The 26405-nt window shown below is 50.4% G+C and carries 31 protein-coding genes, 1 other RNA gene and 1 pseudogene; 19 read left to right on the forward strand and 14 right to left on the reverse strand.

Annotated features, from left to right (window positions below; translation table 11 throughout):
* Positions 1-47: 47 nt before the first annotated feature.
* The 8 genes and pseudogenes from ACXAF9_RS08460 to ACXAF9_RS08495 all read left to right on the forward strand — a co-directional run bounded on the left by ACXAF9_RS08460 (position 48) and on the right by ACXAF9_RS08495 (position 6963).
* Positions 48-734: a DUF2796 domain-containing protein gene (locus ACXAF9_RS08460; RefSeq protein ID WP_475072860.1), complete on the forward strand. Its 687-nt coding sequence runs from the start codon at positions 48-50 to the stop codon at positions 732-734.
* Positions 735-808: 74 nt separating this feature from the next.
* Positions 809-1555 carry an ATP-binding cassette domain-containing protein gene (locus ACXAF9_RS08465; protein ID WP_475072862.1) on the forward strand — a complete coding sequence of 249 codons (747 nt, stop codon included), beginning with the start codon at positions 809-811 and terminating at the stop codon, positions 1553-1555.
* Positions 1545-2810, forward strand: coding sequence for an ABC transporter permease (locus ACXAF9_RS08470; protein ID WP_475072864.1), 1266 nt, complete (start codon positions 1545-1547; stop codon positions 2808-2810). The genes ACXAF9_RS08465 and ACXAF9_RS08470 overlap by 11 nt, the downstream gene beginning before the upstream one ends.
* Before the next feature lie 24 nt (positions 2811-2834).
* Positions 2835-3380 (forward strand): DUF3299 domain-containing protein, encoded by a 546-nt coding sequence (locus ACXAF9_RS08475; protein ID WP_475072866.1) that lies wholly within the window; start codon positions 2835-2837, stop codon positions 3378-3380.
* A gap of 166 nt (positions 3381-3546) precedes the next feature.
* A pseudogene (locus ACXAF9_RS08480) lies at positions 3547-3948 on the forward strand (ATP-dependent zinc protease family protein); the annotation flags it as partial.
* Positions 3949-3993: 45 nt separating this feature from the next.
* Positions 3994-4938: a 30S ribosomal protein S6--L-glutamate ligase gene (gene rimK / locus ACXAF9_RS08485; protein WP_475072936.1), complete on the forward strand. Its 945-nt coding sequence runs from the start codon at positions 3994-3996 to the stop codon at positions 4936-4938.
* Positions 4939-4950: 12 nt separating this feature from the next.
* Positions 4951-6099 (forward strand): pyridoxal phosphate-dependent aminotransferase, encoded by a 1149-nt coding sequence (locus tag ACXAF9_RS08490; RefSeq protein WP_475072870.1) that lies wholly within the window; start codon positions 4951-4953, stop codon positions 6097-6099.
* A gap of 36 nt (positions 6100-6135) precedes the next feature.
* Entirely contained in the window at positions 6136-6963 is an 828-nt protein-coding gene (locus ACXAF9_RS08495) for an amidohydrolase (RefSeq protein ID WP_475072873.1), read from the forward strand.
* Here ACXAF9_RS08495 and ACXAF9_RS08500 read toward each other — a convergent pair.
* From ACXAF9_RS08500 to ACXAF9_RS08510, 3 genes are all read right to left on the reverse strand, one after another.
* On the reverse strand, positions 6942-7898 hold the full coding sequence (locus ACXAF9_RS08500) for a ChaN family lipoprotein (protein ID WP_475072875.1): 957 nt from the start codon (positions 7896-7898) through the stop codon (positions 6942-6944). The genes ACXAF9_RS08495 and ACXAF9_RS08500 overlap by 22 nt on opposite strands.
* A 70-nt stretch (positions 7899-7968) precedes the next feature.
* On the reverse strand, positions 7969-8370 hold the full coding sequence (gene hpf / locus ACXAF9_RS08505) for a ribosome hibernation-promoting factor, HPF/YfiA family (protein ID WP_475072879.1): 402 nt from the start codon (positions 8368-8370) through the stop codon (positions 7969-7971).
* A gap of 241 nt (positions 8371-8611) precedes the next feature.
* Positions 8612-8932, reverse strand: a complete 321-nt coding sequence (locus tag ACXAF9_RS08510) for a hypothetical protein (RefSeq protein WP_475072882.1) — start codon at positions 8930-8932, stop codon at positions 8612-8614.
* A gap of 71 nt (positions 8933-9003) precedes the next feature.
* Here ACXAF9_RS08510 and ACXAF9_RS08515 point away from each other — a divergent pair, with 71 nt between their 5' ends.
* Positions 9004-9501 (forward strand): DUF2947 domain-containing protein, encoded by a 498-nt coding sequence (locus tag ACXAF9_RS08515; protein WP_475072883.1) that lies wholly within the window; start codon positions 9004-9006, stop codon positions 9499-9501.
* Here ACXAF9_RS08515 and ACXAF9_RS08520 read toward each other — a convergent pair.
* Together ACXAF9_RS08520 and ACXAF9_RS08525 are read right to left on the reverse strand one after the other, a co-directional pair.
* Positions 9498-9869, reverse strand: coding sequence for a SpoIIAA family protein (locus ACXAF9_RS08520; protein WP_475072885.1), 372 nt, complete (start codon positions 9867-9869; stop codon positions 9498-9500). The two genes, ACXAF9_RS08515 and ACXAF9_RS08520, sit on opposite strands and share 4 nt — an antisense overlap.
* 54 nt (positions 9870-9923) lie before the next feature.
* Positions 9924-10544 (reverse strand): TetR/AcrR family transcriptional regulator, encoded by a 621-nt coding sequence (locus ACXAF9_RS08525; RefSeq protein ID WP_475072887.1) that lies wholly within the window; start codon positions 10542-10544, stop codon positions 9924-9926.
* Positions 10545-10621: 77 nt separating this feature from the next.
* Between ACXAF9_RS08525 and ACXAF9_RS08530 the strand changes: the two genes are divergently transcribed.
* From ACXAF9_RS08530 to ACXAF9_RS08540, 3 genes are all read left to right on the forward strand, one after another.
* Complete coding sequence (locus tag ACXAF9_RS08530) at positions 10622-11701, forward strand: efflux RND transporter periplasmic adaptor subunit (protein WP_475072889.1); 1080 nt, start codon at positions 10622-10624, stop codon at positions 11699-11701.
* A gap of 10 nt (positions 11702-11711) precedes the next feature.
* Positions 11712-14771: an efflux RND transporter permease subunit gene (locus ACXAF9_RS08535; RefSeq protein WP_475072891.1), complete on the forward strand. Its 3060-nt coding sequence runs from the start codon at positions 11712-11714 to the stop codon at positions 14769-14771.
* Between the two features lie 61 nt (positions 14772-14832).
* A complete protein-coding gene (locus tag ACXAF9_RS08540; protein WP_475072893.1) occupies positions 14833-15723 on the forward strand; it encodes a DNA ligase in 891 nt (296 codons plus the stop codon).
* A gap of 10 nt (positions 15724-15733) precedes the next feature.
* Here the strand turns inward: ACXAF9_RS08540 and ACXAF9_RS08545 are convergent, their stop codons facing one another.
* From ACXAF9_RS08545 to ACXAF9_RS08570, 6 genes are all read right to left on the reverse strand, one after another.
* Complete coding sequence (locus tag ACXAF9_RS08545; protein ID WP_475072896.1) at positions 15734-16462, reverse strand: amino acid ABC transporter ATP-binding protein; 729 nt, start codon at positions 16460-16462, stop codon at positions 15734-15736.
* Positions 16449-17099, reverse strand: coding sequence for an amino acid ABC transporter permease (locus ACXAF9_RS08550; RefSeq protein WP_475072898.1), 651 nt, complete (start codon positions 17097-17099; stop codon positions 16449-16451). Before ACXAF9_RS08550 ends, ACXAF9_RS08545 begins: the two co-directional genes overlap by 14 nt.
* Entirely contained in the window at positions 17096-17770 is a 675-nt protein-coding gene (locus ACXAF9_RS08555; RefSeq protein ID WP_475072900.1) for an amino acid ABC transporter permease, read from the reverse strand. The genes ACXAF9_RS08550 and ACXAF9_RS08555 overlap by 4 nt, the downstream gene beginning before the upstream one ends.
* Before the next feature lie 12 nt (positions 17771-17782).
* Positions 17783-18577, reverse strand: coding sequence for a transporter substrate-binding domain-containing protein (locus ACXAF9_RS08560; RefSeq protein WP_475072902.1), 795 nt, complete (start codon positions 18575-18577; stop codon positions 17783-17785).
* A 239-nt stretch (positions 18578-18816) separates the two neighbouring features.
* Positions 18817-19653, reverse strand: a complete 837-nt coding sequence (locus ACXAF9_RS08565; RefSeq protein WP_475072904.1) for a MurR/RpiR family transcriptional regulator — start codon at positions 19651-19653, stop codon at positions 18817-18819.
* 107 nt (positions 19654-19760) lie between these two features.
* Positions 19761-20345, reverse strand: a complete 585-nt coding sequence (locus ACXAF9_RS08570; RefSeq protein WP_475072906.1) for a DNA-J related domain-containing protein — start codon at positions 20343-20345, stop codon at positions 19761-19763.
* An 83-nt stretch (positions 20346-20428) separates the two neighbouring features.
* Here ACXAF9_RS08570 and ACXAF9_RS08575 point away from each other — a divergent pair, with 83 nt between their 5' ends.
* From ACXAF9_RS08575 to ACXAF9_RS08590, 4 genes are all read left to right on the forward strand, one after another.
* Positions 20429-20908 (forward strand): DUF3465 domain-containing protein, encoded by a 480-nt coding sequence (locus tag ACXAF9_RS08575; protein ID WP_475072908.1) that lies wholly within the window; start codon positions 20429-20431, stop codon positions 20906-20908.
* A gap of 96 nt (positions 20909-21004) precedes the next feature.
* Entirely contained in the window at positions 21005-21478 is a 474-nt protein-coding gene (locus ACXAF9_RS08580) for a redoxin family protein (RefSeq protein WP_475072910.1), read from the forward strand.
* Between the two features lie 177 nt (positions 21479-21655).
* A complete protein-coding gene (locus tag ACXAF9_RS08585; protein WP_475072911.1) occupies positions 21656-22177 on the forward strand; it encodes a DUF5675 family protein in 522 nt (173 codons plus the stop codon).
* Positions 22170-22640, forward strand: a complete 471-nt coding sequence (locus ACXAF9_RS08590; protein WP_475072913.1) for a hypothetical protein — start codon at positions 22170-22172, stop codon at positions 22638-22640. Before ACXAF9_RS08585 ends, ACXAF9_RS08590 begins: the two co-directional genes overlap by 8 nt.
* Positions 22641-22705: 65 nt before the next feature.
* Here ACXAF9_RS08590 and ACXAF9_RS08595 read toward each other — a convergent pair whose 3' ends face one another.
* Complete coding sequence (locus tag ACXAF9_RS08595; protein WP_475072915.1) at positions 22706-23278, reverse strand: YceI family protein; 573 nt, start codon at positions 23276-23278, stop codon at positions 22706-22708.
* Positions 23275-23844 (reverse strand): cytochrome b, encoded by a 570-nt coding sequence (locus tag ACXAF9_RS08600; protein ID WP_475072917.1) that lies wholly within the window; start codon positions 23842-23844, stop codon positions 23275-23277. Before ACXAF9_RS08600 ends, ACXAF9_RS08595 begins: the two co-directional genes overlap by 4 nt.
* An 82-nt stretch (positions 23845-23926) precedes the next feature.
* Here ACXAF9_RS08600 and ACXAF9_RS08605 point away from each other — a divergent pair, with 82 nt between their 5' ends.
* The 3 genes from ACXAF9_RS08605 (at position 23927) to ACXAF9_RS08615 (ending at position 25837) form a co-directional block, all read left to right on the forward strand.
* Positions 23927-24844 (forward strand): LysR family transcriptional regulator, encoded by a 918-nt coding sequence (locus ACXAF9_RS08605; RefSeq protein ID WP_475072919.1) that lies wholly within the window; start codon positions 23927-23929, stop codon positions 24842-24844.
* A gap of 106 nt (positions 24845-24950) precedes the next feature.
* Positions 24951-25047, forward strand: an RNA gene (gene ffs / locus ACXAF9_RS08610) — signal recognition particle sRNA small type.
* Between the two features lie 502 nt (positions 25048-25549).
* Positions 25550-25837, forward strand: a complete 288-nt coding sequence (locus ACXAF9_RS08615; protein WP_475072921.1) for a hypothetical protein — start codon at positions 25550-25552, stop codon at positions 25835-25837.
* A gap of 34 nt (positions 25838-25871) precedes the next feature.
* On the opposite strand, the gene ACXAF9_RS08620 is transcribed toward ACXAF9_RS08615, so the two are convergent.
* Positions 25872-26405, reverse strand: a 534-nt coding sequence (locus ACXAF9_RS08620) for a transposase (protein ID WP_475072923.1), incomplete at its 5' end; no start/stop codon positions are given.

Here is a 26405-nt window from a genome sequence, read left to right on the forward strand (position 1 = left end):
TTTGTTATGTCATAACAAATAATTGTCGATCAAAGTTAAGGATAGAAATGATGTCTTCGTCAAAAAAACAGATGCGTTTTGTTATGGGTGTGGGGGTTGTCTGTGCGGTTTCGTCGCTGCCGGTCTTTGCGGGTGAGGCTCACGAGCACGGTGTGGGGCACTTAGATATGGTGCTTGAGGGCAATACCCTGCAGGCCCAACTTACGACACCGGCGGCCAATGTGGTTGGCTTTGAACATGCGCCTAAAACTGATGCTGAGAAAAGCGCAGTAGCAACGGCAATTGCGGCGTTAAACAAAGTGGAGTCGGTGTTTGCGATGCCGGTTGCAGCTAACTGCACACTGAGCGCACTTGATGTGGATGCACAAGGCTTAATGGAATCGGATCACGATCATGATCACGAAGGGCATGATGACCATGACCATGAGGGACACGCCGATCACCATGAGAAGCACGAACATGACCACGAGCATCATGCCGAGGACGCACACGCACACGAAGGCGATGAGCACGATCATGACGATCATGATCATGATCACGAGCACGAAGGCCACATGGACATGAGCGTGAGTTACGCATGGCAATGTGAAAACCCAGAGGCGCTTTCTGGGCTTGAAATGACACTCTTCAAGAACTTTCCATCCTTTGAAGAAGTCCGAGTACAGTTGGTGGATGCTTCCCAAAGAGCACTAACCCTAACGCCTTCCGTTAAAGGGCTGCCGGTTACACCGTAAGCACGGTTGCGAATACGCTTCGCTATTAGATCAACACCCCGTCATAGACTGGGTTACACGAATAGGATCATACGATGTCCAATGAACCTAATCGCAGTGCAATTGCGCTGTCGAACATAGAGTTTGGCTGGTTGCCGCAGCAAACGGATCTAAAAATTGATCAGTTTGTCGTGACACCGGGTGAAAAGGTGCTGCTGATTGGCCCTTCTGGCAGTGGAAAAAGCACTTTGTTGAATTTAATAGCGGGGATGCTCGACCCTCAGAAAGGGGAGATCTCGATTGGTGGGCAAATGTTGTCGGGGCGCTCTGCGGCCGCCCGTGATAAGGCGCGCGCGGATGCGATGGGGTTTATCTTCCAATCCTTTAATTTGCTGCCGTTTTTATCGCTCATCGATAATGTGAAGCTCTCTTGCCGGTTTTCAAGCCTTCGTAAACAGCAGGCCATTCAGCAGTTTGGCACGGTGGATGCAGCCGCTGAGCATCTGTTAGCGGAGCTTGGCTTACAAGCTGCATTGGATCGTCGCCTTACGGTATCCCAGTTATCGGTTGGGCAGCAGCAACGCGTGGCCATCGCCAGAGCCCTTATTGGCAGCCCCGCGGTGTTATTAGCCGATGAGCCGACGTCGGCTTTGGATCCTCAGTCTCAGTCCCAGTTTATGGAGCTTTTGGTTCAACAGTGCGGTCAGGCCGTGGATGGCTTACCCATTTCCCTTTTGATGGTGAGTCACGATTTAGGCTTGGCGCCGTTTTTCGACCGGGTTGTGTCTCTCTTAGATGTAAACCAAGCCGCGACGCAACAGGAGGCTCGCCATGCTGAGTAAGATTGCATTGGCCAGTAGCTGGCGTCGTCGTTCTATCTTGATGCTGGTGGTCGTGACCATCGCACTCTCGGTCTTTTTAATGAGCGGTGTTTTGCAGCTAAAGCAGAACATTCGCAACAGTTTTGATCGCTCTGTTTCTGGCACTGATCTGGTGGTGGGTGCTCGGGGTGGGGATCTGGCTCTGGTGCTTTATTCGATTTTCCACATTGGTCAGGCCACACAAACCATCAGCTGGAAAAGTGTGGATTTGATCAGCAATAACAAAGCGGTGGACTGGGCGGTGCCCCTAGCGCTTGGGGATTCCCACAAAGGGTATCGAGTGGTCGGGACCGACGTGAGCTTTTTTAGTCACTTTAAAGTTGGGCGCGATGAGGCGCTTGGCTGGTCCGACGGTCAGGCGTTTTCTGGGCTTTTTGATGTGGTGATTGGGGCCGAAGTGGCAAAAAAACTCAACTACTCGATTGGTGATTCGTTAACCTTGTCGCACGGTACTGGGAAAAACAGCTTTTCAGAACACGATGATTTGCCGTTTAAAGTCAGTGGTATTTTAAAGCCCACAGGCACCCCGGTGGATCGCTCCTTGTACGTGAGTTTAGCGGCCATCGAGGCGATTCATGTGGGTTGGAAATCCGGTACTCGGATGCCGGGCGAGCATCACAGTGCCCAAGAGCTTGCCGCGATGGATCTGACCCCCAAAGAAGTCACGGCCTTATTGGTGGGGATGAAATCCAGCCTAGGCACCTTCAGTTTCCAGCGGACCATCAACCGCTATTCTGGTGAGCCTCTGCAAGCCGTGCTTCCCGGTGTGGCGTTGCAACAGCTGTGGGAAGTGATGCGCAGCGTTGAAAACGCACTACTCATTTTAAGCGTGTGTGTGATTTTAAGCGGTATGGTCGGGATGATTGCGGTGCTGCTGGCTACCTTGGCTGCACGTAAGCGGGAGATGGCGATTTTTCGAGCGGTTGGGGCCAGACCGCGTCACATCATGGCGCTTTTGATGGTCGAATCCACGGCGCTGGCATTGATCGGCTCCGTGCTTGGATGGGTGGCCAGTTTGGCGGTGCTGACCGGGCTTTCACCTTGGTTATCTGAAAACTATGGCTTGTATCTTGGGAACTTATTCGGTCATGATGCGCTTATTCAAGGTGGGTTGATCATCGTGGCGGTCACGTTAGCAGGCACAGTGTTAGGCATGGTGCCGGGCGTTCAAGCGTATCGACAGTCAGCTCACAATGGATTAATCATTAAAAGCTAGATAGTCAAATAGGTAGTTCAGGTTATGCAGGTGCAGTTAGGTCGCTCGTTCTATAACGTCTTAATGGGGTTCTTTTTGATGCTGGTGCTGTCCAGCCAAGTAATGGCGAATCAAGCCACGTATCAAGAAACGGATTGGGATGCTTTGATGCCACCTGACTACACCTTGGATGGCTTTTTCACCGAAGAGGAGTTAAACGCGCTGGATGACCTCGACCCTAGAGCCGCCGAGCTGATGGACAGATTGCAAGAGGCGCTCAATTCGGCGCCCATCGTGCCCGAGATGGACGGTAAAGAGGTCAAGATCCCAGGTTTTGTGGTGCCGATTGAAGGCGAGAATCAAACCATCTACTCGTTCTTTTTAGTGCCGTACTTTGGTGCTTGTATCCACACGCCACCGCCTCCGTCTAATCAGATCATCATGGTTAATTACGAACCGGGTGTCAAAATCGACAGCTTGTACGACGCGGTGTGGGTTTCGGGTAAATTAACCACCAAAACCTTTGCAAATGACCTTGCGACCTCTGGGTACGCATTAGAGGCGATGCGAATAGAGCCATACGACGAATAATTGTTTAAACGTCGATTTTTTCGCTGGTGGAGGGTTAAAACCCGCCCTATAATCCATCACAATAAACCCCAAGTGATGAAGGCGTATTCTGTAATCTTTGCCTTTCGTACTTGGGGTTTCGTCCTTTTAAGGGTTTCTTTTAATCCAGCTTTTATAGGTTATTGCCTTGGATAAAACCATCATCGGTGCTGAGGAGTGGCTCAGCTTTCCTGCATTGGGTGTACACGCGGTTAAAGCGCGTGTCGATTCGGGTGCGAAGATCTCTTCGATTCATGCGTTCAATGTTTCTGAATTTCGCCGTGAAGGGCGTCTTTGGGTCAGCTTTGAAGTTCACCCATTACAGAACAACCGAACGACCATTATCCGTTGTGAGCTGCCGGTTCACGATAAGCGTCGCATCAAAAGCTCCAGCGGTGAGTCCGAGCAGCGCTACGTCGTATTGGCGCCGATTCAGCTTGGTGATCAGCAATGGGATATCGAGCTGTCCCTCTCTAATCGTGACTCTATGGAGTTTCGTATGTTGCTGGGCCGCGAAGCGATGGAAGGGCGTTTGTTGGTCGATCCATCCCTACGATACGCGATGGGCGATTACACCGAAGAGCAAGCGCAAAACCTGTATGGCCCGGTTGAGCGTCCCAAAAGCGGCTTAAAAATCGGCGTATTGGCATCGAACCCGAACCTCTACAGCAACCAGCGTTTGCTTGAAGCGGGTGCGGAGCGTGGCCACGAGATGGTGTTCCTTAACCTTCAGCAATGTTACATGAAGGTGGATGATCAAAACCCAGATGTGCATTACCGTGGTGGCGCTACCTTAAGCGACCTGAATGCGGTGATTACCCGCATCAAGCCAAGCTTAACCTTTTACGGCTGTGCAATGGCGCGTCAGTTCGACAGCATGGGCATCTACACGGTGAACTCATCCGAGGCGATTGCCCAATCACGTGATAAGCTGTTTGCATTGCAATTGATGCTAAAAAGCGGCATCAGCATCCCAACGACGGGGTTTGCGAACTCGCCTATGGACACGAACGATCTGATCGAGATGGTCGGTGGTGCACCCTTGATCGTAAAACTCTTGGAAGGGACACAGGGCAGTGGCGTGGTGTTGGCGGAAACCAAGAAAGCCGCCGAGAGTGTGATCAACGCCTTTAAAGCGGTCAGCGCTAACTTGTTGGTACAAGAGTTTATTAAAGAGGCCGACGGTAAAGATCTGCGTTGCTTTGTCATTGATGGCAAAGTGGTGGCATCGATTGAGCGTACCGCGGCACCGAGCGAATTCCGCGCCAACCTGCACAAAGGCGGCACGGCTTCGATCGTTAAGATCACACCTGAAGAGCGTAAGTTGGCGGTGAAAGCGGCCAAAGCGCTGGGGCTACAGATTGCGGGTGTTGATATCATCCGCTCGAAAAAAGGCCCTTTGTTGCTTGAGGTAAACTCCTCACCGGGCCTTGAAGGGATTGAGACGGCAACGGGCAAAAACGTCGCCGGTATGATCATCGCTTCCATCGAGCAAAAGCTGGGTTGGAAGCCAGACGTTGCCGCCAGCATCGACGAGTAAAAAGGTAAGAACATGCACTACCCATCGACCAAGCTGCCTAACGTGGGCATGACCATTTTCTCGGTCATGTCGCAATTGGCGAATGAGCATAACGCGATCAACTTATCGCAAGGCTTCCCAGATTTTGAAGGGCCAAGCGATTTGTTAGCGTCGGTAGGTAGGTACATCGCGGCAGGGAAAAACCAGTATGCCCCAATGGCGGGTGTGCCGGAGCTGCGCGCGCAAATCGCGCTGAAAATTCGGGATATGTACTCCCAAAAGGTCGACCTTGATCAAGAGATCACCGTCACCTCGGGTGCAACCGAAGCGCTTTTTGCGGCGGTATCGGCAACCGTATGCGCGGGCGATGAAGTGATCATTTTTGATCCGGCGTATGACAGTTATGAGCCTGCCATCGAGCTTAACGGCGCTAAACCTGTTCGCATTCAGCTTCAACCGCCAGCGTTTCAGATTCCTTGGGATGAGGTGCGTGACAAGATCACCGGCCGCACCCGAATGATCATCATCAATACGCCGCACAACCCGACGGGCTCGGTGCTAAGCGAGGCCGACCTTGATCAGCTTGAGGCCTTGGTGGCGGACACCTCTATCCTGTTGCTCAGTGACGAGGTGTACGAGCACATCGTGTTTGATGGTGAGCCGCATCGCAGTTTGTTGACGCGCCAAGCCTTGTACGAGCGAAGCTTTATTGTGTCCTCGTTTGGTAAAACCTTTCATACCACCGGCTGGAAAGTCGGCTACTGTGTGGCGCCTGCACCGTTAACCAACGAGTTTCGCAAAGTACATCAGTATTTGACCTTCTCGACCAGTACGCCGATGCAGTATGCGTTGGCCGACTACATGAGTCAGGATGCGGAACACGCTAAAGCCTTGCCTGCGTTTTATCAACATAAGCGCGATCTCTTTAATGAGCTGGTGAAAACCAGTCGATTCACCGGCACACCGTCGGCTGGGACTTACTTCCAGCTGCTGGATTACCGCGCCATTCGTGATTGTGACGATGTCAGCTTTTGCCAGTGGTTAGTCAAAGAGGCCGGCGTTGCCGCCATTCCGGTATCCGTGTTTTGTAAAACCCCGCCCGACATGAGGTTGGTGCGTTTTTGCTTTGCTAAAGGCGACGAGACATTGAAAGCCGCGGCCGAGCGTTTAATCGCTCTATAAGCTAACCCCTGTTGCATCTTTACTAAGGAGAGTCCCATGCCTACGTCTTTATCCCATCGCTGTGTCGATCTAAAAGGGGAGGCGAGAGATGCGCTGCGTGTGACCACGGTGCAGTGCGAGCTTGCTTGGGAAGATGCCAAAACTAACATCGACTATTTTACGGATACGCTCAAACAGCTAAAGGGCAAAACGGATCTGATCATCCTACCCGAGATGTTCACAACAGCCTTTATGATGCACCCTGAAACGCAAGCGGAGCCTTCGGATGGGCCAACGCTTGAGTGGATGCAAGAGATGGCGGCGTTTCTGGATGCTGCAATAGGTGGCTCGGTTGCCGTGAAGGATCAAGAGCACTACTACAATCGCTTTTATTTCGTCACACCCGATGGGCTGACTGCGCATTATGATAAGCGCCATCTGTTTCGTATGGGGTCGGAGCCTGACCACTACACGGCGGGTCGCGAGCGTGTGGTGATCCACTACCGTGGATGGCGTATCCTACCTCAGGTCTGTTATGACCTGCGCTTCCCCGCGTTTATTCGTAATCGAAACGACTACGACCTTGCCCTTTTTGTTGCAAACTGGCCAGCGCCACGCCGTCGAGTGTGGCGTACCCTGCTAGAAGCGCGCGCGCTTGAAAACCAGTGCTATGTCGTTGGGGTAAATCGCGTCGGTAGTGATGGTATGTCGTTATCGTACAGCGGTGACTCGATGGTGATTGATTACAAAGGCAGCGCCTTGGTCGATACGCCAGAGAACGAAGCCGCCATCGAAACCGTCACTCTGGTCAAAAGCGAATTGGAGTCGTTTAAAGAGAAGTTTCCAGCCTATATGGATGCTGATCAGTTCGACTTGCTGGATTGATGCGATCGCATCTTAGCGCAGTAGTCGACCTCTTTGGTGGCTGGGGTAAACCAGAGAAAATCGCTGCTGCTTATCTTTAAATAATCCGATATCTTGGGCTTATCGTCCTCGACCTCTATCAAGGTTAGGGTCACGGATTCCAGGCCTTTTGTTTTCAAATGCAGAGGCACACCAACCTCTTTATCGGTGTGAAAACTGCCTGCAATTAACAGCTGCCTTTCAGCGCCCAAGGTTGCGCCTTCCTTCAATGTGCTTGCCATACTGGCGTCTTTGGCCAGTTGCATCTCGACAAACGGGCCAAGGTGTTCTTTTGGCATCATTTCACAATGGCTGATAAAAATCTGGTCGGTGATGCGAGCCTTAACCGAGTCGGGTATGTCTGACAGGCTGGCAAAGCGAGGTGTGTTTGGAACACCGCCTTGATACATCGCCTTAAGCTCTGTTTTATCTACATTACCGCCGCGGATAATCGACTGGCCGCTAATGGCTTGAACAACCGCTTGATAATCACCCCAAGGCCATCCTTGTGCATCCCAATTAAGTAGGCTTTTTAACGCCTGATCCTCATCAAAAAGCGTTGTCGAGTCATTGGATATCTTCGTGCCCAGATAGGTTGGGTAGGCGATCATCTCCATCACCATATGGTCAGTTGGGGCCGTAAGGTACGCTGCCGCTATCCGCTGCTCGAGCTGATGATGGTCGGGGTTATCATGCTTCTCGCCCATTAACACAATGGGGTGCTTTTTAAGTCGCTCTAAAAGCTGGGTCTCGGTCAGTGTTTGCTCTGTGCGGGTATCGTAAATGGTGCCGACTAACGGGTGTGCCTGATATCTGGGACTCTCCCATGTCACAGGGGTTGCATGAGTAATAGCGATTGGGGTTAGCAGTAAGCAAAGTAAACCGGTTAGGTGGGCAGGGATAAAGCGTCGTTGCATCTTGGGTTGGGCTCTTAGGCTATTCTACGAAAAAAGGCCCAACAGGGCCTTTTATCTTTATGGGATGACGTTAAACCGCTTGATCGAGATCGTCCCACTCGGTGTCATCATGGGTGGCATCGAAGGCCATCTCGTCAGCCAGTGGGGCAGAGCTTACAAACACATTGTGCTTTTTAGCCGCCCCTTTTTTGGCGCTCATTTTGCCATGAATACGTTGTAGCTGACGTTCCATTTTTTGTCCGGCAGCGTCCAAAGCGGCATAAAGATTGTTGGCTTTGGCTTTTGCAACCAGCTCTTTGCCGGCGGCATGAATAACGGCTTCGACCTCATCTTCTTGGTCGGTTTTGGATAGGGTAATTTGTGCGCTGGTCAGGATGTGGTAACGAGATTCCTGAACAGTGAGCCAGTGCTCGATTTTGTCTCGTACGGCTGGGGAAATTTTGTCTTGGCGATGTGTAATGTTAATGATCATCTTATTATTTCCTTACGATCGATGACGAAAGTTACCCTTCGGTAAGGAAGCACGCGATGCTTTTGTTTTTACCCCTTATTCACTGAATGCATCGCAAATGAGAATGATTCTAACCTCAGGGTTCCGTTTCACTATAGACCCATTTAAGACGAAAAGAAAAGCGTTTTTTTCGAAAATGTGATGTGGCTCAAGGAAGGGGAGTACAACAGAAAAGAGTGATGATCGATGAGTTGGTTAGGGGTTATTCGGTAACCCAGACCTCACGCACGGGCTCACCAAAATCATCGTAAATGATCTTCTTGCGTGGCTTTTTCGAAAAGCTGTAAGTGACCTTGGCTGATTTGGTGTGGCGTCGAGAGTCGATGGCCGCCATCACTTCAGGGACTGGGGTGCGTTCCTGCTTAGGAAAACCAAAGACAAAGCTGCCCGCTTGGTAGTTTGCGTTGTGCAAACCGGAGGCACCTTGTTGAACTTCGACGATGGCTCCACCCTTGTCCAGAAATTCCTGAACCTTGGATTCGAGCTCTTCGCGTGTTTCTGCTTTGGTAGGTCGTTTATTCATAATGGTATTATGCCTAAAATAGCGTTTAGCGTCTCCTTTGGCGCGACTTTAACTCAACAACGTGAGGTTCCATGAATTACCTGAGTTTGGACAAGTACCGATATGCATGGTTCTATCAGCATCAGGAAATGCCTGTTCCACAAGACGCACTGGACTTGATCCAACCGATGACGGCGCTACGCTCCCAAACCTTGTGGAATACCTTTATCAGCCAGCATGCGGATCACCCTGAATCCTTTACCGGTAAAGACTGGGCGTCCCACGGTAAACAATGGGAAGAGGGCGATTTACCTTGGCAAGCGGCGTGGGACAGCAGTGATCCATCATTGCCTGAAGGGATTGAAGCTTACATCCCTTGGGATGATCAAACCGTCGTGTATTTTTGCTACCAATCGGAACACGTCGTCGAAACCCGTTGGTCCGTATTTAAAGCCCATTGGAAAAACTTTCTGTTTTTGGACGACGGCCCCATCTTAATTGGGAAAAAGCGCAAGGAGGTGGTGCAGTTTCAGCAAAATGGCCGCTACCGTTTGGGTACACGACCATCCAATACCGACGCGCTGGGTTAAACCTCGCCGTCGTTTACCCAGTGAAGCGCTTGCAGGAATTGATTGGGTTCAAAGTGCTGCGCTTCACCTTGGCTAAGATGATTGGCAAGTTTGGCCGCCCAATCCAACCAATCAGAATCGCCGACCAGCGCAATGCGTACAAAGTCGTTGGCGTGTTCGAAGCCCAGTTTCGCATCTTCCCAAATGGCCCCGATTTCCCACCCGCCGAAGGTACCATCTAGGTAGATCACCATGCGAATGGGACCAAACTGTTTCACCTTCTCTTCGATCATCGGTGCGAGCACCGTTTTGTAATCGTCGGCGGTTAAAGTTTCGGATGCTTGAACGCAGATGAAATCGCCTGCGGTATCTGGAAGAACCGTTAACATGAAAGCCCCCTGTGGCTTGGTCTATAAATCCGGAGGGAGTCTAACGGACTCTGGTTACTTGAACCAGTTTTGGAAGTAAAACTCGAGCAGTTGATCGCCTGATTCACTGAGATTAATGCGATCATCGCCGGAGCGAAGATTCAGATCAACCAAGCCGTGAATGTAACTCCAAAGGCTGGCTGCCAAAATGTTGGAAGGCATCTCTTTGGTGGCCACGCCAAGCTCCTGAAGGGTCTGGGTGGCTTGGCAAAACGCATCAAAAATACGGCGGCCTTTCTCATCTAAGAAGGCTTGAAGATCCGACGGGATGGTTGTGGCCTCGCCAGAATTAATGACGATGCGTACCGCAATGCTGTACGGTGTGTCCTGGGCCACATTGCGTACCATGTTTTTAACAATGGTCTTGAAATGCTCAACGGGGGGGTGTTTATTGAGGTTGGTCAATTCACCCAGCGTTTTATCAAGACGGTCTGCGGCATCGCGTTGCCAAAGTGCTTTAATAACATCTTCTTTGTTTTCAAAGTGCCAATAAACGGCGCCACGAGTCATGCCCGTGTGCTTTGCGATGTCGTTCAGCGTCGTGTGGCTGATTCCTTGATTACTGAAGAGTTCTGCCGATGCATCGAGAATGGCATGATACGTTTTCAGCGCTTCTTCTTTAGTTTTACGAGCCATGAAAAAGGGTGCTGTCCATTGGTGAATGATGCGATTATTATACATACAAACACGAATGTATGAAGAAGATATCAACAATGAAACACAGATTTCTGTTCTTGGGATTATTGCCGTTTTTACTGCTGGGCTGTGGTGCAGAAGACGACGCACAACCGGCCAACAGTGATAGCTTCGTAAGGCCTGCCAAATTGGCGACAGCCGTTAGTGTGCTTGCGGCTGCACGCCGAGAGTTTCCGGGTACGGTGGAGGCCGCTCAGCATTCGGCGTTAGCCTTTCGTGTGTCGGGGGAGTTGGTTGAGCTACCCGTTAAAGCCGGTGATGCCGTTAAAAAAGGGCAAATATTGGCGCAGTTGGATCAGGCGGATTACAAAAATGCGCTCTCTGACCGGCAAGCCAAATACGATTTAGCCAAAGTACAATACGACCAGATCAAAGCCTTAATCGAGAAGCAGTACGCCAGCAAAACTCGGTTAGACGAGGTGCGTGCGTCACTCAAAGCGGCGCGCTCGGCCCTGTCGATGGCACAAGATAATCTTCGTTACACCACGCTAACCGCCCCCTTTGATGGCGTGGTGGCCAGAGTGGATGTTGAAAATTACCAGTCGGTACAGGCGATGAACCCCATCTTGGAGCTTCAGGATGCATCGGATGTGGACATTGTTTTTAGCGTACCAGAAGCCCTGTTGACCAAGTTAAACCCAGAAACGGCCCGCTCAATTTGTGGCGAGGTTCGTTTTGATGCCCGTCCGGATCAGCGCTTTAACGCCTGCTACAAAAAACATGAAACCGTCCCCGACCCGCTCACGCGGACCTACCAAGTGGTTTTTGGTATGCCGCAAAATGCGCAATTTTCCGTGTTACCGGGCATGTCGGTCAGTGTCATAGTGGACCTTTCCCCGATTATGCTCTCCGGTGTCGAGGATCAAGGCGTCGCTGTGCCGATGGCCTCCGTCTTTGAAGAAGCCGGAAGCACCTACGTATGGCGCTTAGATGAGCAAATGCGCACGCTTAAAACGCAGGTCAAGGTGCTGCGCATTTACGAGCATCAGTTACTGATTACCGGTATTGAGCCGGACGAGCAAGTGATCGCCGCTGGTGTGCATCATGTTCAAGCCGGACAAAAAGTCCGACCACTGATCAAAGAGCGCGGACTGTAAGGGGCTAACGATGAATATGGTGGATTACACACTGCGTCATCGTTCGGTGACTTGGTTGGTGGTGGCTCTTTTGCTGGTAGGTGGGGTGATCTCTTTTTTGCAGTTAGGGCGATTAGAAGACCCTGCCTTTACCATTAAAAAAGCGTTAATTAACACCCAATACCCCGGTGCCTCCTCTCAAGAGGTTGAGGAGGAGGTCACGCTATTGCTGGAAAACGCGATCCAGCAACTGCCTTATGTGGATCACATTCAATCCACATCCAGTGCGGGCCTCTCGCAAATTGAAGTGGATATGAAAAGCGTCTATCGCAAAGATGATCTCGCCCAGATTTGGGATGAGATGCGCCGCAAAGTCCGCGATGTCAGCGGTCAGTTACCGCCAGGGGCTGGCGAGCCCAGCGTCTATGATGATTTTGGCGATGTGTACGGCGTGTTTATGGCCGTAACCGGAGAAGGGTTTGATGAGCAAACCTTATCGGATTACGCCGACTTTCTCCGTCGGGAGCTGGTGTTGGTGGAGGGCGTTGGCAAAGTCACTGTGGGCGGTGCCCGTACCGAGCAGATCCAGATCGAGATCGATCGCGCGCGCTTAGCCGCCTCGGGTTTTTCGGTGGCGACTTTGCAGCAGATTTTAAGTAGTCACAACTTAGTGAACGATGCCGGCCACATCAAGGTGGATCGGGAATACATCCGCATTGAACCCACCCGAAACGATCTATCATTGCTTGGCGGGCTTGGGCGTTTGCTGCTTGGGCAAGCCAATGGTGAGTTGGTCTACTTATCCGACATCGCCACCTTAAAGAAAACCTTTGTGGACCCACCTTCGCACCTGTACCGCTTTAATGGCCAATCGGCGTTAACACTGAACGTGTCGTTTGCCAGCCACGTGAATGTGGTGGATGTGGGTGCACGCATTCAACAGAGGCTTAGTGAGCTTGAATACGCACGTCCCATTGGGGTTGAGCTGGATTACATCTACAACCAGCCCGAGCGTGTTGAGCATTCGGTTAATGATTTTCTGATCAGCTTAGCCCAAGCGGTGGCCATCGTTGTGGTGGTGCTGTTGATCTCGATGGGGCTGCGCCCTGGTATTTTGATGAGTGGCGTTTTGCTGTTGACCATCTTTGGCACCTTTATCGTGATGCGGGTGATGGGCATCGAGTTGCACCGTATCTCGCTTGGGGCGTTGATCATCGCTCTGGGTATGCTGGTGGATAACGCCATTGTGATCACCGAAGGGGTGCTCATTGGTATTCAAAAAGGGCTGAGTAAGTTTGAGGCGGCGGTTAAGATTGTGAAGCACACGCAATGGCCGTTGCTGGGGGCGACCTTTATTGCGATCACTGCGTTTGCGCCGATTGGGCTATCGCCGGATGCCAGTGGCGAGTTTACCAACAGCCTGTTTTGGGTGTTGCTGATCTCCCTGCTGCTAAGTTGGTTAGTCGCAATTACCTTAACGCCGTTTTTCTGCTGCTTGCTCTTTAAAGAGGGTAAGGTGGTCAGTGATAAGGCTGAAAGCGACCCTTACAAAGGGGTGATCTACCAGACGTTTCGTGGGCTTTTGCGCATTACGCTTCGGTTTCGCTGGTTGACCATGCTCTTGATGATGGGGGTGCTGGCGTCGGCTGTGTTTGGGTTTAAACACGTGAAACAGGGCTTTTTTCCAACCACCTCGTTGCCGATCTTCTTGGTGGACTACTGGCTGCCGGAGGGTACGGACATCCGGGCTACCGAGGTCGACGTAAAGCGTTTGGAGCAAAGCGTTCTGTCGATGGAGGGCGTCAGCAAGGTGACCAGCAGTGTTGGCCAAGGTGCCGAGCGTTTTATGCTGACCTACGCGCCTGAGCGGCACTTCTCAAACTATGCCCAGTTGATTGTGGAAGCGGATCATTTCGATGACATCGAACCGATGTTGGCCAAGCTTACAGTCACCATAAGCGATGAATACCCCGATGCGTTCACGAAATTTACCCGCATCACCGTAGGGCCAAGTACCAAGGCCAAAATTGAAGCGCGTTTAAAAGGGCCAGACCCCGATGTACTGCGTTATTTAGCGCAGAAGGTGAGTGCGGTGTTTTTAGCCGAGCCGGAAGCGGCCAACGTGGATCAGGATTGGCACAACCGAACCAAGGTGTTAAAGCCGGTTTATGATGAGGCCGTGGGGCGTCGTTTGGGTATTTCGGAGGCCGACATCAGCGACGCTTTCAAAATGCACGTTAACGGCCTTCGGATTGGCGTGTTGCGCAACGGGTCTGAGTTGTTACCCATCGTTTTAAAATCGCCCAGCAGCGAGCAAAACGGTGTCGAGGCGCTCAATAACCTCCAAGTGTACAGCCAAGCCACGGGCTCTTATGTGAGTGTGGGGCAGTTGGTGCATTTTGTTGAGATCGATTGGGAAGACCCTTTAATCAAACGTCGGGATCGTAAACGTACCTTAGCCGTATTGGCCGACCCTAATCCGACAACGGGCATCACGGCGACGGATCTGTTCGCCAAAGTACGGGACAAAGTCGAAGCGATCGAGCTGCCGCACGGCTACGAGCTTGAGTGGGGCGGTGAGTACGAGAGCCAACAAAAAGCCAATCAGGCGGTGTTTAAGCCGTTCCCGCTTGGGATTTTGGCGATGTTTGTGATCACGGTGTTTATGTTTAATTCCATGAAGCAAACCTTAGCCGTCTGGCTAACGGTGCCCTTGGCCTTGATTGGCGTCACTTTTGGTTTGATTGTGATGGGCGCACCGTTCAGTTTTACGGCGCTTCTGGCCATCTTAAGCTTGGTGGGCATGCAGATTAAAAACGGTATCGTCTTGGTGGAGGAGATCAAACGCCTTCAAGAGGAGGAGGGCTACGACTGGCTAAACGCCATCGAAGAAGCCGCCGTCAGTCGGGTGCGTCCAGTGACAATGGCTGCAATTACGACGATTCTTGGTATGATACCCCTCTTAGAGGACGTTTTCTTTGAGCCGATGGCCGTAACCATTATGTTTGGCTTAGGCTTTGCGACCGTTTTAACGCTCTTTGTCGTACCCGTACTGTTCGCTTTATTGTATCGGGTGAAAGAAACCGCTTGATGTAATCTTCAACGTTGTCACAGCCGGATTGCTGTGTGTTGCTGATCAGGGATAGATGAAAATGAAGACACCGCTTAAATGGGGCTCACTCTCTGTGGGCCTTTTCACCGTTACGCCTGTGGTCGGATTGATGGCCGCAGCGCCCGCTGTATTTGCCGAAGAAGCCCCTAAGGCACCTGATGTTCAATTAGCGAAAGTGCTGGAAACCGATCAGATCACCTCTTGGTTAACGGGTTACTGGTTCAGTGAAAAGCTCGATGGTGTTCGCGGTATTTGGGATGGTAAGCAGCTGTTAACCCGTTCGGGTTTGGTGATTGATGCGCCTGAATGGTTTACAGAGGGCTTACCGGATTTCCCAATAGAAGGGGAGCTTTGGATTGAGCGGGGCGCGTTTGATCGTGTCTCTGGCATTGTACGCACCGGTCACGAAGACCCAGAATGGCCTGCGGTTAAGTTTATGCTGTTTGATCGACCTAACTACGGTGGCACCTATCAAGAGCGCCGATCCACCCTTAGCCGTTGGGTGAACAAAGCGGGCCTCTCGCATGTGGCTATGATTGAGGCCGAGCGCTTGGCCGACCCTGCGACCTTGCTGGAAAAGCTCAAAGCCGTTCAAGAGGCCGGTGGTGAGGGCATCATGTTGAATCACCCACTTGCGTTGTACCAAGCCGGTCGCAGTGATGGCCTTTTAAAACTAAAAGGTTATCAAGATGCCGAGGCCAAGGTGATTGGCTATACCGATGGCAAAGGTAAGTACGAAGGGAAAGTCGGTGCTTTAATTGTTCAAACGCGCGATGGTCGATCGTTTCGTGTGGGGTCTGGCTTAACGGATCAAATGCGCAATCGACCGCCAGAAGTCGGCAGCTTTATCACCTATCGCTACAACGGGGTGACCGATAACGGCCTACCCCGTTTTGCTCGGTTTGAGCGGGTGTACCAGCCAGAAAGCTGATGCACCTGTTTTACAGAACCGCACTGATGAATTTTTGCAGTTCTGGGGTTTGTGGGGCGTCGAACACGGTTTTGGCATCCCCGCTTTCCCACACTTTGCCTTGATGCATAAACACCACTCTATCGCCCACATCGCGCGCGAAATTCATCTCGTGCGTTACCAGAATTAAGGTCATCCCCTCGGCGGCCAGTTGCTCCAGCACTTTTAACACCTCGCCAACCAGCTCTGGGTCAAGGGCAGAGGTAATCTCATCACACAGCAGCACTTTGGGCTTCATCGCCAGCGAGCGCGCAATGGCGACCCGTTGCTGCTGACCGCCAGAAAGATTGGCCGGATAGCTATCAAACTTATCGGATAAACCGACTTTCTCCAGCATATCTTTCGCCAGTGTCTCGGCATCCAGTGGGGATACATTGCGCACAAGTTTCGGTGCAAGCATGATGTTTTGCCCCACGGTTAAATGCGGGAAGAGGTTAAAGCTTTGGAAAACCATCCCCACACTTTTAGAGAGCTTACGAATTTGAAAGTCATCGTCGGTCACTTCCATTTTATCAACGATGATGCCTCCCTGGCTGTAGGTCTCCAGTCCGTTAATGCATCTTAGCAAGGTGCTCTTGCCCGAGCCGCTTCGGCCGATGATCGATACGACCTCGCCCGCTTTAATGTTGAGGTCAATGCCTTTAAGGACATGGTTGTCGCCATAGTATTTATGGACGTCTTGAATATTAACGAGTGACATGTAAACGGTGCTCCAGACGACGACTGAACAGAGAAAGTGGGTAGCACAAGGCAAAGTAGATGAGGGCCACCATGCCAAAGACTTTGAACGGCTCGAAGGTGGCATTGTTGAGCATGGTGCCGGCCTTGGTCAGTTCGACAAACCCAATGATGGAGGCCAGTGCTGTCCCTTTCACGATTTGAACCGAGAAGCCGACGGTCGGTGGAATCGCGATGCGAAGGGCTTGTGGCAAGATCACATAGCGCATGATTTCAAAGTGGCTTAAGCCTAAGCAGCGGGACGCTTCCCACTGACCTTTGGGCAGCGATTCGATGCACCCGCGCCAGATCTCGGATAAAAACGCGCTGCTAAACAAAGTGAGTGCCAAGGCCGCGGCGGTCCAAGGGGAGATCTCGATCCCGAAAAGGGCGATCCCAAAGAAGACCAAAAACAGCTGCATCAACAAAGGCGTCCCTTGGAACAGCTCGACATAGATGTTAGCCAACTGGCGAACCACACGGCGTTTGCTGATCTGCATAAAGGTCAGTGCCAGTCCGACAAGGGCACCGCCTGCGAAAGCAATCAAGGACAGGACAACGGTCCAACGGGCGGCCATTAGAAGGTTTCGGAAAATATCCCAATTGGAAAAGTCGATCATCGTTGCCCCCTAAGGTTTGGAAACACGAAGTAATGAATCGCTTTAAAGCCTTGGCGCATCAGTATCGCCAGCACAAGGTAGATCGCGGTGATCACAAAGTAGATTTCAAAGCTTAGGAAGTTACGGGACTGAATAAAGTTAGCGGCGTACGTTAAGTCGTGAACCGAGATCTGCGACAACACCGCCGAGCCCAGCATGACAATGATGCACTGGCTGGTTAACGCCGGATAAATGCGCTGCAGTGCCGGTGGCAGTACCACTTTGAAAAAGGTTTGCGACTTGGTTAACCCAAGAGTACGCGCCGCTTCATATTGCCCTTTTGGGGTGGCCTCAAGGCCTGCGCGGATGATCTCGGTGCTGTAGGCGCCTAAGTTGATCACCATCGCGATTAACCCGGCTTCCCACGCTGATAGCTTAATGCCGATGCTGGGTAAACCGAAGAAGATGAAAAACAGTTGGACGATAAACGGGGTGTTGCGGATCAGCTCTACATACAGGCCGACCAAACGTGATGTCCACAGATTTTTGTTGGATCGCCCAGCCGCGCCTGCGACCCCCAATGCACACCCCAATGCGGTGGTGAGTAGGGTTAGGCCAACAGTGTTGGCCAACCCCTCTGCAATGGTCGTCCAGTATGGCAGCAGTGCTTCAAACTGAAACGTATAATCCATTCGATCAATCTCTTATTGCTTAAGATCAGCAGGCAGTGGTGCTTTGAACCAAGTTTGCGACAGGGTATCCAGCTTGCCAGAGTTCATGCCCTCTTTGATCAGGTCATTTACCTTAGCCATCAGTTCTGGCTCGTTTTTGCGCATGCCGATGTAGCAAGGGGAGTTCTTGATCACAAATTTAGATTCCACTTCGCGGGCATTGGCACGTTCTGCGATTTTGGCCGCCACCAAGTTACCGGTGGCGATCAGCTCGGTTTGACCAGACAAGTAAGCCGACAGCGTGGTGTTGTTATCTTCAAAGCGTTGAATCTCAGCATCGGATGGCGCCACTTTGGAGATCTCCAAATCTTCGATGGAGCCACGCGTTACCCCTAAGGTTTTACCGGACAGATCCGCTGCTGCAGCGACGCTTGCGCTGGACTCACCAAACACGCCTAAGAAGAACGGTGCGTAAGCGTTAGAGAAGTCGATCACCTTTTCGCGCTCCGGGTTTTTACCCATGCTGGAGATCACCAAATCGACCTTGTTAGTTTGCAAGTAAGGGATGCGGTTAGCGCTGGTCACAGGAACAAGTTTGAGTTTGACATCCATCCCCTCGGCTAAGAAGGCGGCGACATCTACGTCATAACCGACCGGTTGAAGGTCCGTACCGACCGAGCCAAATGGTGGAAAATCTTGAGGCACGGCTACGACCAGTTCGCCTTTTTCCTGAATCTGTTCCAAACGGTTTGCGTTCGCTTGTGTCGCCGCGACCGCTAAACCCATGATGCCTGCAAACTGTAAACTGCGTTTAATCAAACCTTTCATGTCAGAGCCCTTTTTGTCGGTTATGGATGCTTTGAAACTTTTGTTTCATTTGTTTTATTGTTTGCAACCAAAGTGCCAATTAGTAAAAGCTGATATAAATCAGTGGGCTAGATGAATTCAGGGCGATATCAAGGGCGTGGCTAAGGGCTTAAGTTCTATTTTTGCTTCACAATGGTGCGGTCTTAGGTGTGAGTGTGCACCCATTTGGGGAGTGTGCGTGCAGTTTCTTGTAGAGGGGATTATAGATAGTCGATCTCATCGAGCTCGGTGTACAGATCGCTGATCTCCATAATACGGGCTTGGCCTGCCGAGGCGCGGTGATGCAGCACGCTGTTACATAAGAGTGTGGCAAAACTCATTGCGGCCGAGTACGTATTGAACCCCGACACGCTGTCGATGGGGCACTCGACCCACCATGAGGCTTTTTTCGAAAAACGGCGCAAAGAGGGGTCGGCAATTAAAAGAACGGACGCGTTGTTTTGAAACAAAAGTTTCAGTATCCGCTCGTACATTTTAGGCCGGCGGCGAAACGCGATGAAGATCACCACATCACGCTCATCAAGGCCTTGCAGCTCTTCGCCTAAGGTTTGGCCGGGCATAGGGGCGATCTCGACCCCTGGGCGCATCTGGATCAACTGTTGGCGAATGTGTAAGGCGATGGGGTAGCTGTTTCGAAAGCCGATGACTTTTACTGAACGGGCCGAGTCGATCTTCTCGACCAGGGCGTTTAAGGTGTCGCGGTTAAGGGATTGCTGCAACAGTCTAAGGTTCTGAATCTCTTGCTCAAAGTGCGGGGTGTAATCGCGCTCTTGCGGTTTACTGCCATCTTCAATAATGGGGACACCGAGCTGGCGCTGTTGGCGAAGGGTGTCTTTACCCTCTTTAAACGAGGCAAACCCCAAGCGTTTAAACAAACGGCTGACCGTCGCCTTGGAGGTGTTACAGATCCTTGCAAGCTCCGCACTGTTAAAAATGGCCAGATCCGTTGGGTTATTGAGGATAAAATCCGCAAGCTTGCGCTCCTGAGGCGTCAGTTGGGTGTAATGCTCGCGAATACGGTCTTCAATCGTGGTCATGGGTGCGGGTCAGCTTACTGTCTTTGATGGACATCCTTTGATGGGCATCTTAACCAGAATGAGCGCGATTGTAACCCGTCTGCCCAAAGGGGCGCGCATCCAAGCGGCTAGTTGTCGCAAACACGCATGAGGGATTCGTAGGCTTTGCGCAGTTTGATGAACTCGCCACTGTCGCCGCCTCGGTCGGGGTGATGGGTCTGGGCAAGGGTTCGGAATTGGCGCTTTACATGAGCACGGCACAACTGGTCGGGTGTCATCTCTAAGCGTTGACAGTTCAGTTCTACTTCATCAACGGCGAGATATTTTTCCCAAAATTGATTCAGCAGTTGATGTACCCCATCAAGCGTTATCTCCGTGAGTGAAGACCAATCTTGATAATAGGCCTTAAGCTTCGCATCCTGAGTCGGGTGGGCGAGGGCGGTTGTGTCGGATTCGGTGATCGGCGTTAAGGTGCAACGGATCGACTCGATGGATAATAGGGCGATCTTATCCTCGTACAGTTGATCCTGCACGGTGAACAGTGCGTTCATCGCAAAGAAGTTTTTGTAAAAGAGCAGCATCTCGTTGGAGTCGATTTTAAGATCATCGAATAAGCAGCGCTCATCGCACGCTTTGATCAGCTCCAACAGCGAAAAGCTCGTTGGGGCGTGCTCTAGCATCTGATAAACAACGGGGGTAACAGGGTTTTGCATAGCAGATCTTCTTTGACACATTGGTTACACTATCGGCCACATAGGGCAATAGCTAAATCGTTATCTGAAAGCGGGAGAACAGAATGAAAGTGCGTTTAAACAAACCCATCCGTTTGGTTCTGGTGGTATTGATCTTAGCGGCGGGGTTTTGGACGCAATATCAGGACAACCAGAAAACGGGTTCTGCAGCAGTCAATACCAACCTCAGTAACCCGCAAGATTACATGGACGATGCGATGCGCCTACAAAGGGCGTTCGAGAATCGTCAAAGTGACTTGATTGTTACCCTAACCGCCCGAGTGATTCGCACGCTCAGTGATGATAACGAAGGCTCACGCCATCAACGCTTTATTATTGAAACCTCCCAGGGGCAGAGTGTGCTGGTGGCGCATAACATCGACTTGGCAAAGCGTTTAAACGGTTTATCGTCCGGCGATGAGATTCGCATTAAAGGCGAATACGAGTGGAACGATAAAGGCGGCGTTATCCATTGGACGCACCACGACCCGAAAGGCCGTCACGAGGGCGGTTGGATAGAATGGCATGGGGAGCGATTCGAGTAACAATCTATTGCACCGCTTTACACGTAAATCCGTAAACTTTATCTGTGTTTAAGACTCAGTTGGGCGTATACACTGGACAAAAATGAGGAGAATTCCATGATTACAGTTGGTAGCGAAATTCCTGATGTAAATGTAACGGTTGTTACGTCCGAAGGGCAGGACACGGTTTCTGCAAAAACCTTGTTTGCGGGTAAAAAAGCGGTTCTGTTTGCGGTACCGGGTGCCTTTACCCCAACGTGCTCTGCCCACCACTTACCGGGCTTTGTCGTTTTAGCCGACGACATCAAAGCGAAGGGCGTTGATTTTATCGCGTGCCTGTCCGTGAACGATGCGTTCGTGATGAAAGCATGGGGCGAGCAACAAAACGCCGAACACATCACTCTGGTTGCCGATGGCGGTGCCGCACTGACCAAAGCGATGGGTCTCGAGATGGAAACCGGCGATTTTGGCGGCATCCGTTCCCAGCGTTACGCCATGATCGTAAATGATGGCAAAGTTGAACTGCTGAACGTAGAACAACCTAAGCAGTTTGAAGCAAGCAAAGCCGAAACGATTCTGGCAGCGCTGTAAGCTGATTGAATAAATAAAACCTAACGTCTAAAGGCAGCTGTTTTAGCTAACCAGTGACGTTTAGCGTTACGAAAAATCCATTGTCATTTTGATGGCAATGGATTTTTTTATGGCTTTTGATAGCAGTTCTAAGCTGTTGTACTATCGACAAGTCAAATATATCAAGGAGTGATAAAAATGAGTTGGGATTTCATTTGCGTTGTTAGAGATGAATACAAAGGGCAGCGCGGCTGGGGAAAAATGTATATCAGAAATAGCTCCGATAAATGGGAGTGGCTCTGTTATTCATATGAACTGCCTTGGAAGGTGTTTCAACATGGTCTAAATGCTGGAAAGTCACAAAATAACCTCAGTCGGGTTAAGTTTGGACAATATGAGCTTGTTCCAAGATCAGATGGCCCAAAAGGCTGGCGTTTAGAGCTCCAGAATACTGGGCACAGGTCTAACATTCAGATCCATCGTGCGCATCGTAGTATGTTTATTCAAGGTTGTATTTTACCTGTTCATTTTAATGACAGATCGGATGATGCTTTGGAAAAATATGATATGGGCATACAAACAAAATCAGTGGCTCTGATGGAGGACATCAAAGCTAGATATGATGAATTAAGCCCTGATAAAGAAGGAAATCCGGTCCTGAATATTTCCGCTGTATTACCCGCACAAATCTTTGATAAGGATTTTGCATCTTATGCTTAAGTATTTATTTTGCATAGCCTTTCTGACATTGCCCTTTTCATCACAAGCGGAAACCTTAGTCGATGGCTTTCAATTACAGCCGGAGGTAATCCCGTTCGCTGAAAAAAATGCCCAACTGAGCTACTGCGGCGATTACCTATGTTTCATTGATGGTCATATGGTGCATGGTACAGATGGCAAAACCCCGTCTACTCAATTGAAAGACTTAACGGTTTTGGTCGATGGACAAGAAGTCTCTTTGGATGTTTCCGGGATGTACGATCCGTTTCTCAATGAAGATGAATTAGTAAGCCGCGCGAGCATTACGCCTTATTGGGGCGATCTTAAAAAACTCACTGTACGGTTTTCTGATGGGGCGGGTGGTTATATGGCCCAATGGGTCTTCTCCTCGGCTGGTAGCACTCGAGTCTTTTTAGGATCACCAGAACAAGCGCTCGAATTACAAGATTCACTCACCAACTGAAGAGAGCCTTCAAAACGAAAAAAGCCCCAATATTGGGGCTTTTTCATATCTAGTATCCGCCGTGATTACTTACGGATACCTTCTAGGTACAGTTCCATATAAACCGTTTCGGACGCTGGGCCTAGGTTGTAGTCGATACCGAAGTCTTTCAGTTTGAATTCGGTTGTACCTTCAAAACCTACGCGGTAGCCGCCCCATGGGTCTTCGCCTTCGCCGGTTTTAGTCACATCCAGAGTTACTGGCTTAGTCACACCGTGCAGTGTCAGGTCGCCGGTCAGTGTTGCTTTGTCGCCTTCACCTGGCTCGAAAGAGGTGCTTACGAACGTTGCTTTCGGGAATTCACCCACGTTCAGGAAGTCAGCGCTGCGCAAGTGTTTGTCACGCTCAGCGTGGTTAGAGTCCAAGCTTTCTGTGTTGATCTCTACATTGATTTTAGAGTCAGCAGGGGCCGCTGCATCGTACGAGAAGTCACCCGAGAAATCGTTGAAACGGCCGTGCAACCAGCTGATACCCAAGTGGCTGATTTTAAACTCTACCGCCGCGTGGGTTTCGTCGATCTTGTAGTCAGCGGCAAACAGTGGGCCAGAAGCCAGAGCCATAGCGCCCGCTGCAATCAGATGTGTCTTGTTAAATTTCATGGTGTCTCCTTTCGTCCCAACATACGGTTGAGGGTTTGGTCTTTATCAAAAAAGTGATGTTTGATGGCGGCTAATGCGTGAAGGGCCGCCAGTACAACTAATGTGGTCGCGCTGTAAAAGTGAACCTCACCTGCGACATCCTCTTGATGCTCGATCAACTCCGGGATGGCCGGTACGGTAAACCAGTTAAAAACCTCAATTCCGCGTCCGTCAGCGGTCGAAATCAAATAACCGCTAAAGAGTACGACGGCCAAAAGCAGATAAAGTGCCATATGAGCCGCATGTGCACCGACACGCACTAAAGTGCTGTGACCCGGGATCGCAGAAGGGGTGGTATTGATCCAACGCCACAAAAGACGAGCCACCAAAATGGCGACCAGAATTAAACCAATGCTTTTGTGAATGTGCGGAATGGTGCGGTACTCTGGGTCGTAGTAGGTTAGCTCAACAATGTACAAACCTAATGGGTACATGCCGATAACACCAAGGGCTACGATCCAGTGCAGTGAGATAGCGCCCCAACCGTAGTTGGAGGGGGTATTTTTAAGCGATTTTACAAACGCCATACAACGTCCTGAATACTGAATTGATGTATGTATCCTAAACGAACATAATGGATTCAGATAATGCATTATGGTGAATGTTTGTATGCAGGAAGTGAATTTAAGGTCGGTTGACCTCAACCTACTGGTCATCCTAGATGCGCTACTCGAAGAGCGCCAAGTGACACGCGCTGCCGAGAAACTGCACATGAGTCAACCGGCGGTATCACGGGCGTTGCAGCGACTACGCCAGACCTTCTCTGACCCGCTTTTGGTGCGCTCTAATGAAGGGTTTGATCTGTCGGAGCGGGCCGCCAGTTTAAAGCTTGAGTTAAAGCTGGTGCTAGGCCACATCCAACAGATGATAGCCGAGCCCGAGTTTGACCCGCACAGCTCCCGACAAACGGTGTCCTTTGCAGGACCTGATTTGGAGCTGGCGTTATACCTGCCCAAGCTTTTAGGTCTTATGGAGCACAAGGCCCCCAATATGGTGTTCAGCTTGGATTCGCGCCCAGCGGATTACTTCGAGAAGCTCGCCAAAGGGGAGATCCACTTTGCCATCTCCGGCATTGAACCCAGCAGCGGGGAGGATCAGTTTCACCGCGTGGTGCTCGACTATACCTCGGTGGCCTTATTGATGGGTAAACATAACCCGCTGGCCGAAGGGGAGATCACGTTTGAGCGTTATCTATCGGCCCGGCACGGGTTTGTCTCGTTAACGGGCCAAGGCCCTTCTATTATTGATGGGCGTTTAAAAGAGCTGCGCAAACGTCGCAAAACCGTGCTGCGTTTAACCAGCTTTATGGGGATCGCGGATTTTTGCGAAAGCTCCGATGTGGTCTTTATGCTGCCCACCAGTTTGCTAGAGCGTATCTCCGTAGGCCGAAACCTTGTGATGCGTCCCTTACCTGAGGAGTTGGCAGCACCGCGCTTTGGCTTTTATCTGTATTGGCACGAGCGCTTCCATAAAGACCCCATGCACCGTTGGATACGCCAACAAATCAGCCAGCTGGTACAGGCCTAACCTGTTATTTAACAAGGATTTGATCGTTTACGTTGAAATCTTGCTAAGTCTTGGTATACTTCGCGCCAACTTTCGGGTGATCACCCAGAGTCCTTTATGGTAGCTCTGCCGGTCCTCCCGCAATGATACACCGTGAACCTGGTCAGGCCCGGAAGGGAGCAGCCACAGCGGTCGACTCATGTGCCGGGATGTGGCTGGTGGAGCTATCACCAGTTATCTTCAAGCTCCTTATCTGCTTCATCTCTTTTAAGCTCTTTTGACCCCTTACGTCTTAACCAATACAGCGCTCATCTATGGTTTTTGCTGGCTCGAGTTTAGCCAGTAAGCATGTGGACAAAATTTGGCGTAATGCTGTTTAAACAGTATATTTTTGCTATCCGATGAAACAGGCGCGATTTGTCGTTAAGCTGCGCTCGATATCTGTACTGGACAACCCTAGGTTAGCATGTAAAATCAAGATGATAGAGTTTTGCACAGGGAAGATATCGTGCCACCTATGGAAGAATATTGCGCATGCGCGTTTTTCTACTTTGCACTTTCTCGCGAGTCTCTGTTTAGTTATTAAAAACAATGTGTTATGTCATTTTCTGACTTTTGGGTAAGGAATGATATCGCGCATGCGCATGAAGAAACTGTTATATTAATCAGTAGCTTGATTCACAAGCCTATTGGCAGGTTTATTTAAACTAACGAAGGAATGAGAAAATGTCAGATACCTTAGCTATAACTTTATACGATGATATCGATGATTATTTAGAGGGCGAGTTAGATGAAGCTCTTGCAAAGAGAGCTGTGATTCAAGCAGTAGAACAAGCTAGTTCAGACTTAATTTTTTCAGCTGACGAAATTAAATTTAAAAATTATTTCAAAAAACATATCAGTGAAAACCATGACACTTCGCTAGTCCACTATTTAGAAGCGAATGTTGGTTACTTTTTTGTAATTAGCCCTTTAACCGATCAGGTAAATGTTGTTTTCTGTAGGTGGGATTAATATAACAAGTGACTGTGGTGCTTAGTCAATAGTTTTAAGCTGTTTTCTCACGCCACAGCTCCTCGTTCTTAATCATGGTATTTAGGATGACGATCATCTTTCGCATGCACGCGATAAGCGCAACTTTTGGAAGTTTTCCGCTCGCTTTAAGGTGCTCGTATTGTTGCTTAAATACGGAGTTGCATTGAATTGAAGACAGCATGGCCATAAACATAACCGTACGAATTCTATGGCGGCCACCACGTATTCTTCGCTTGCCACTGTAGCTTCCACTTTCACGATTCATTGGTGCGACACCAACAAGAGCGGCGATCTCTTTTCTGTTGAGTTTGCCGAGCTCTGGTAGCTCGCTCAATAAGGTATATGCCAACACTTTACCGACCCCTGGCACGCTTGTGAGGATCTCTGTTTTGGTGCGCCAGTGCTTCACTTCAGCAACAAGAAGATCGATCTTGTTAGTGATTTTATCGATCTGATTTTCAAGATGTTTGAGCATCAGTTTAATAGATGAATGAAGTTCTTTTGGCATAATCTGCAATCGATTTTTTTCCATCGTTTGCATTTCCAA

It is taken from the genome of Neptunomonas sp. ABH4_499, assembly GCF_056160565.1.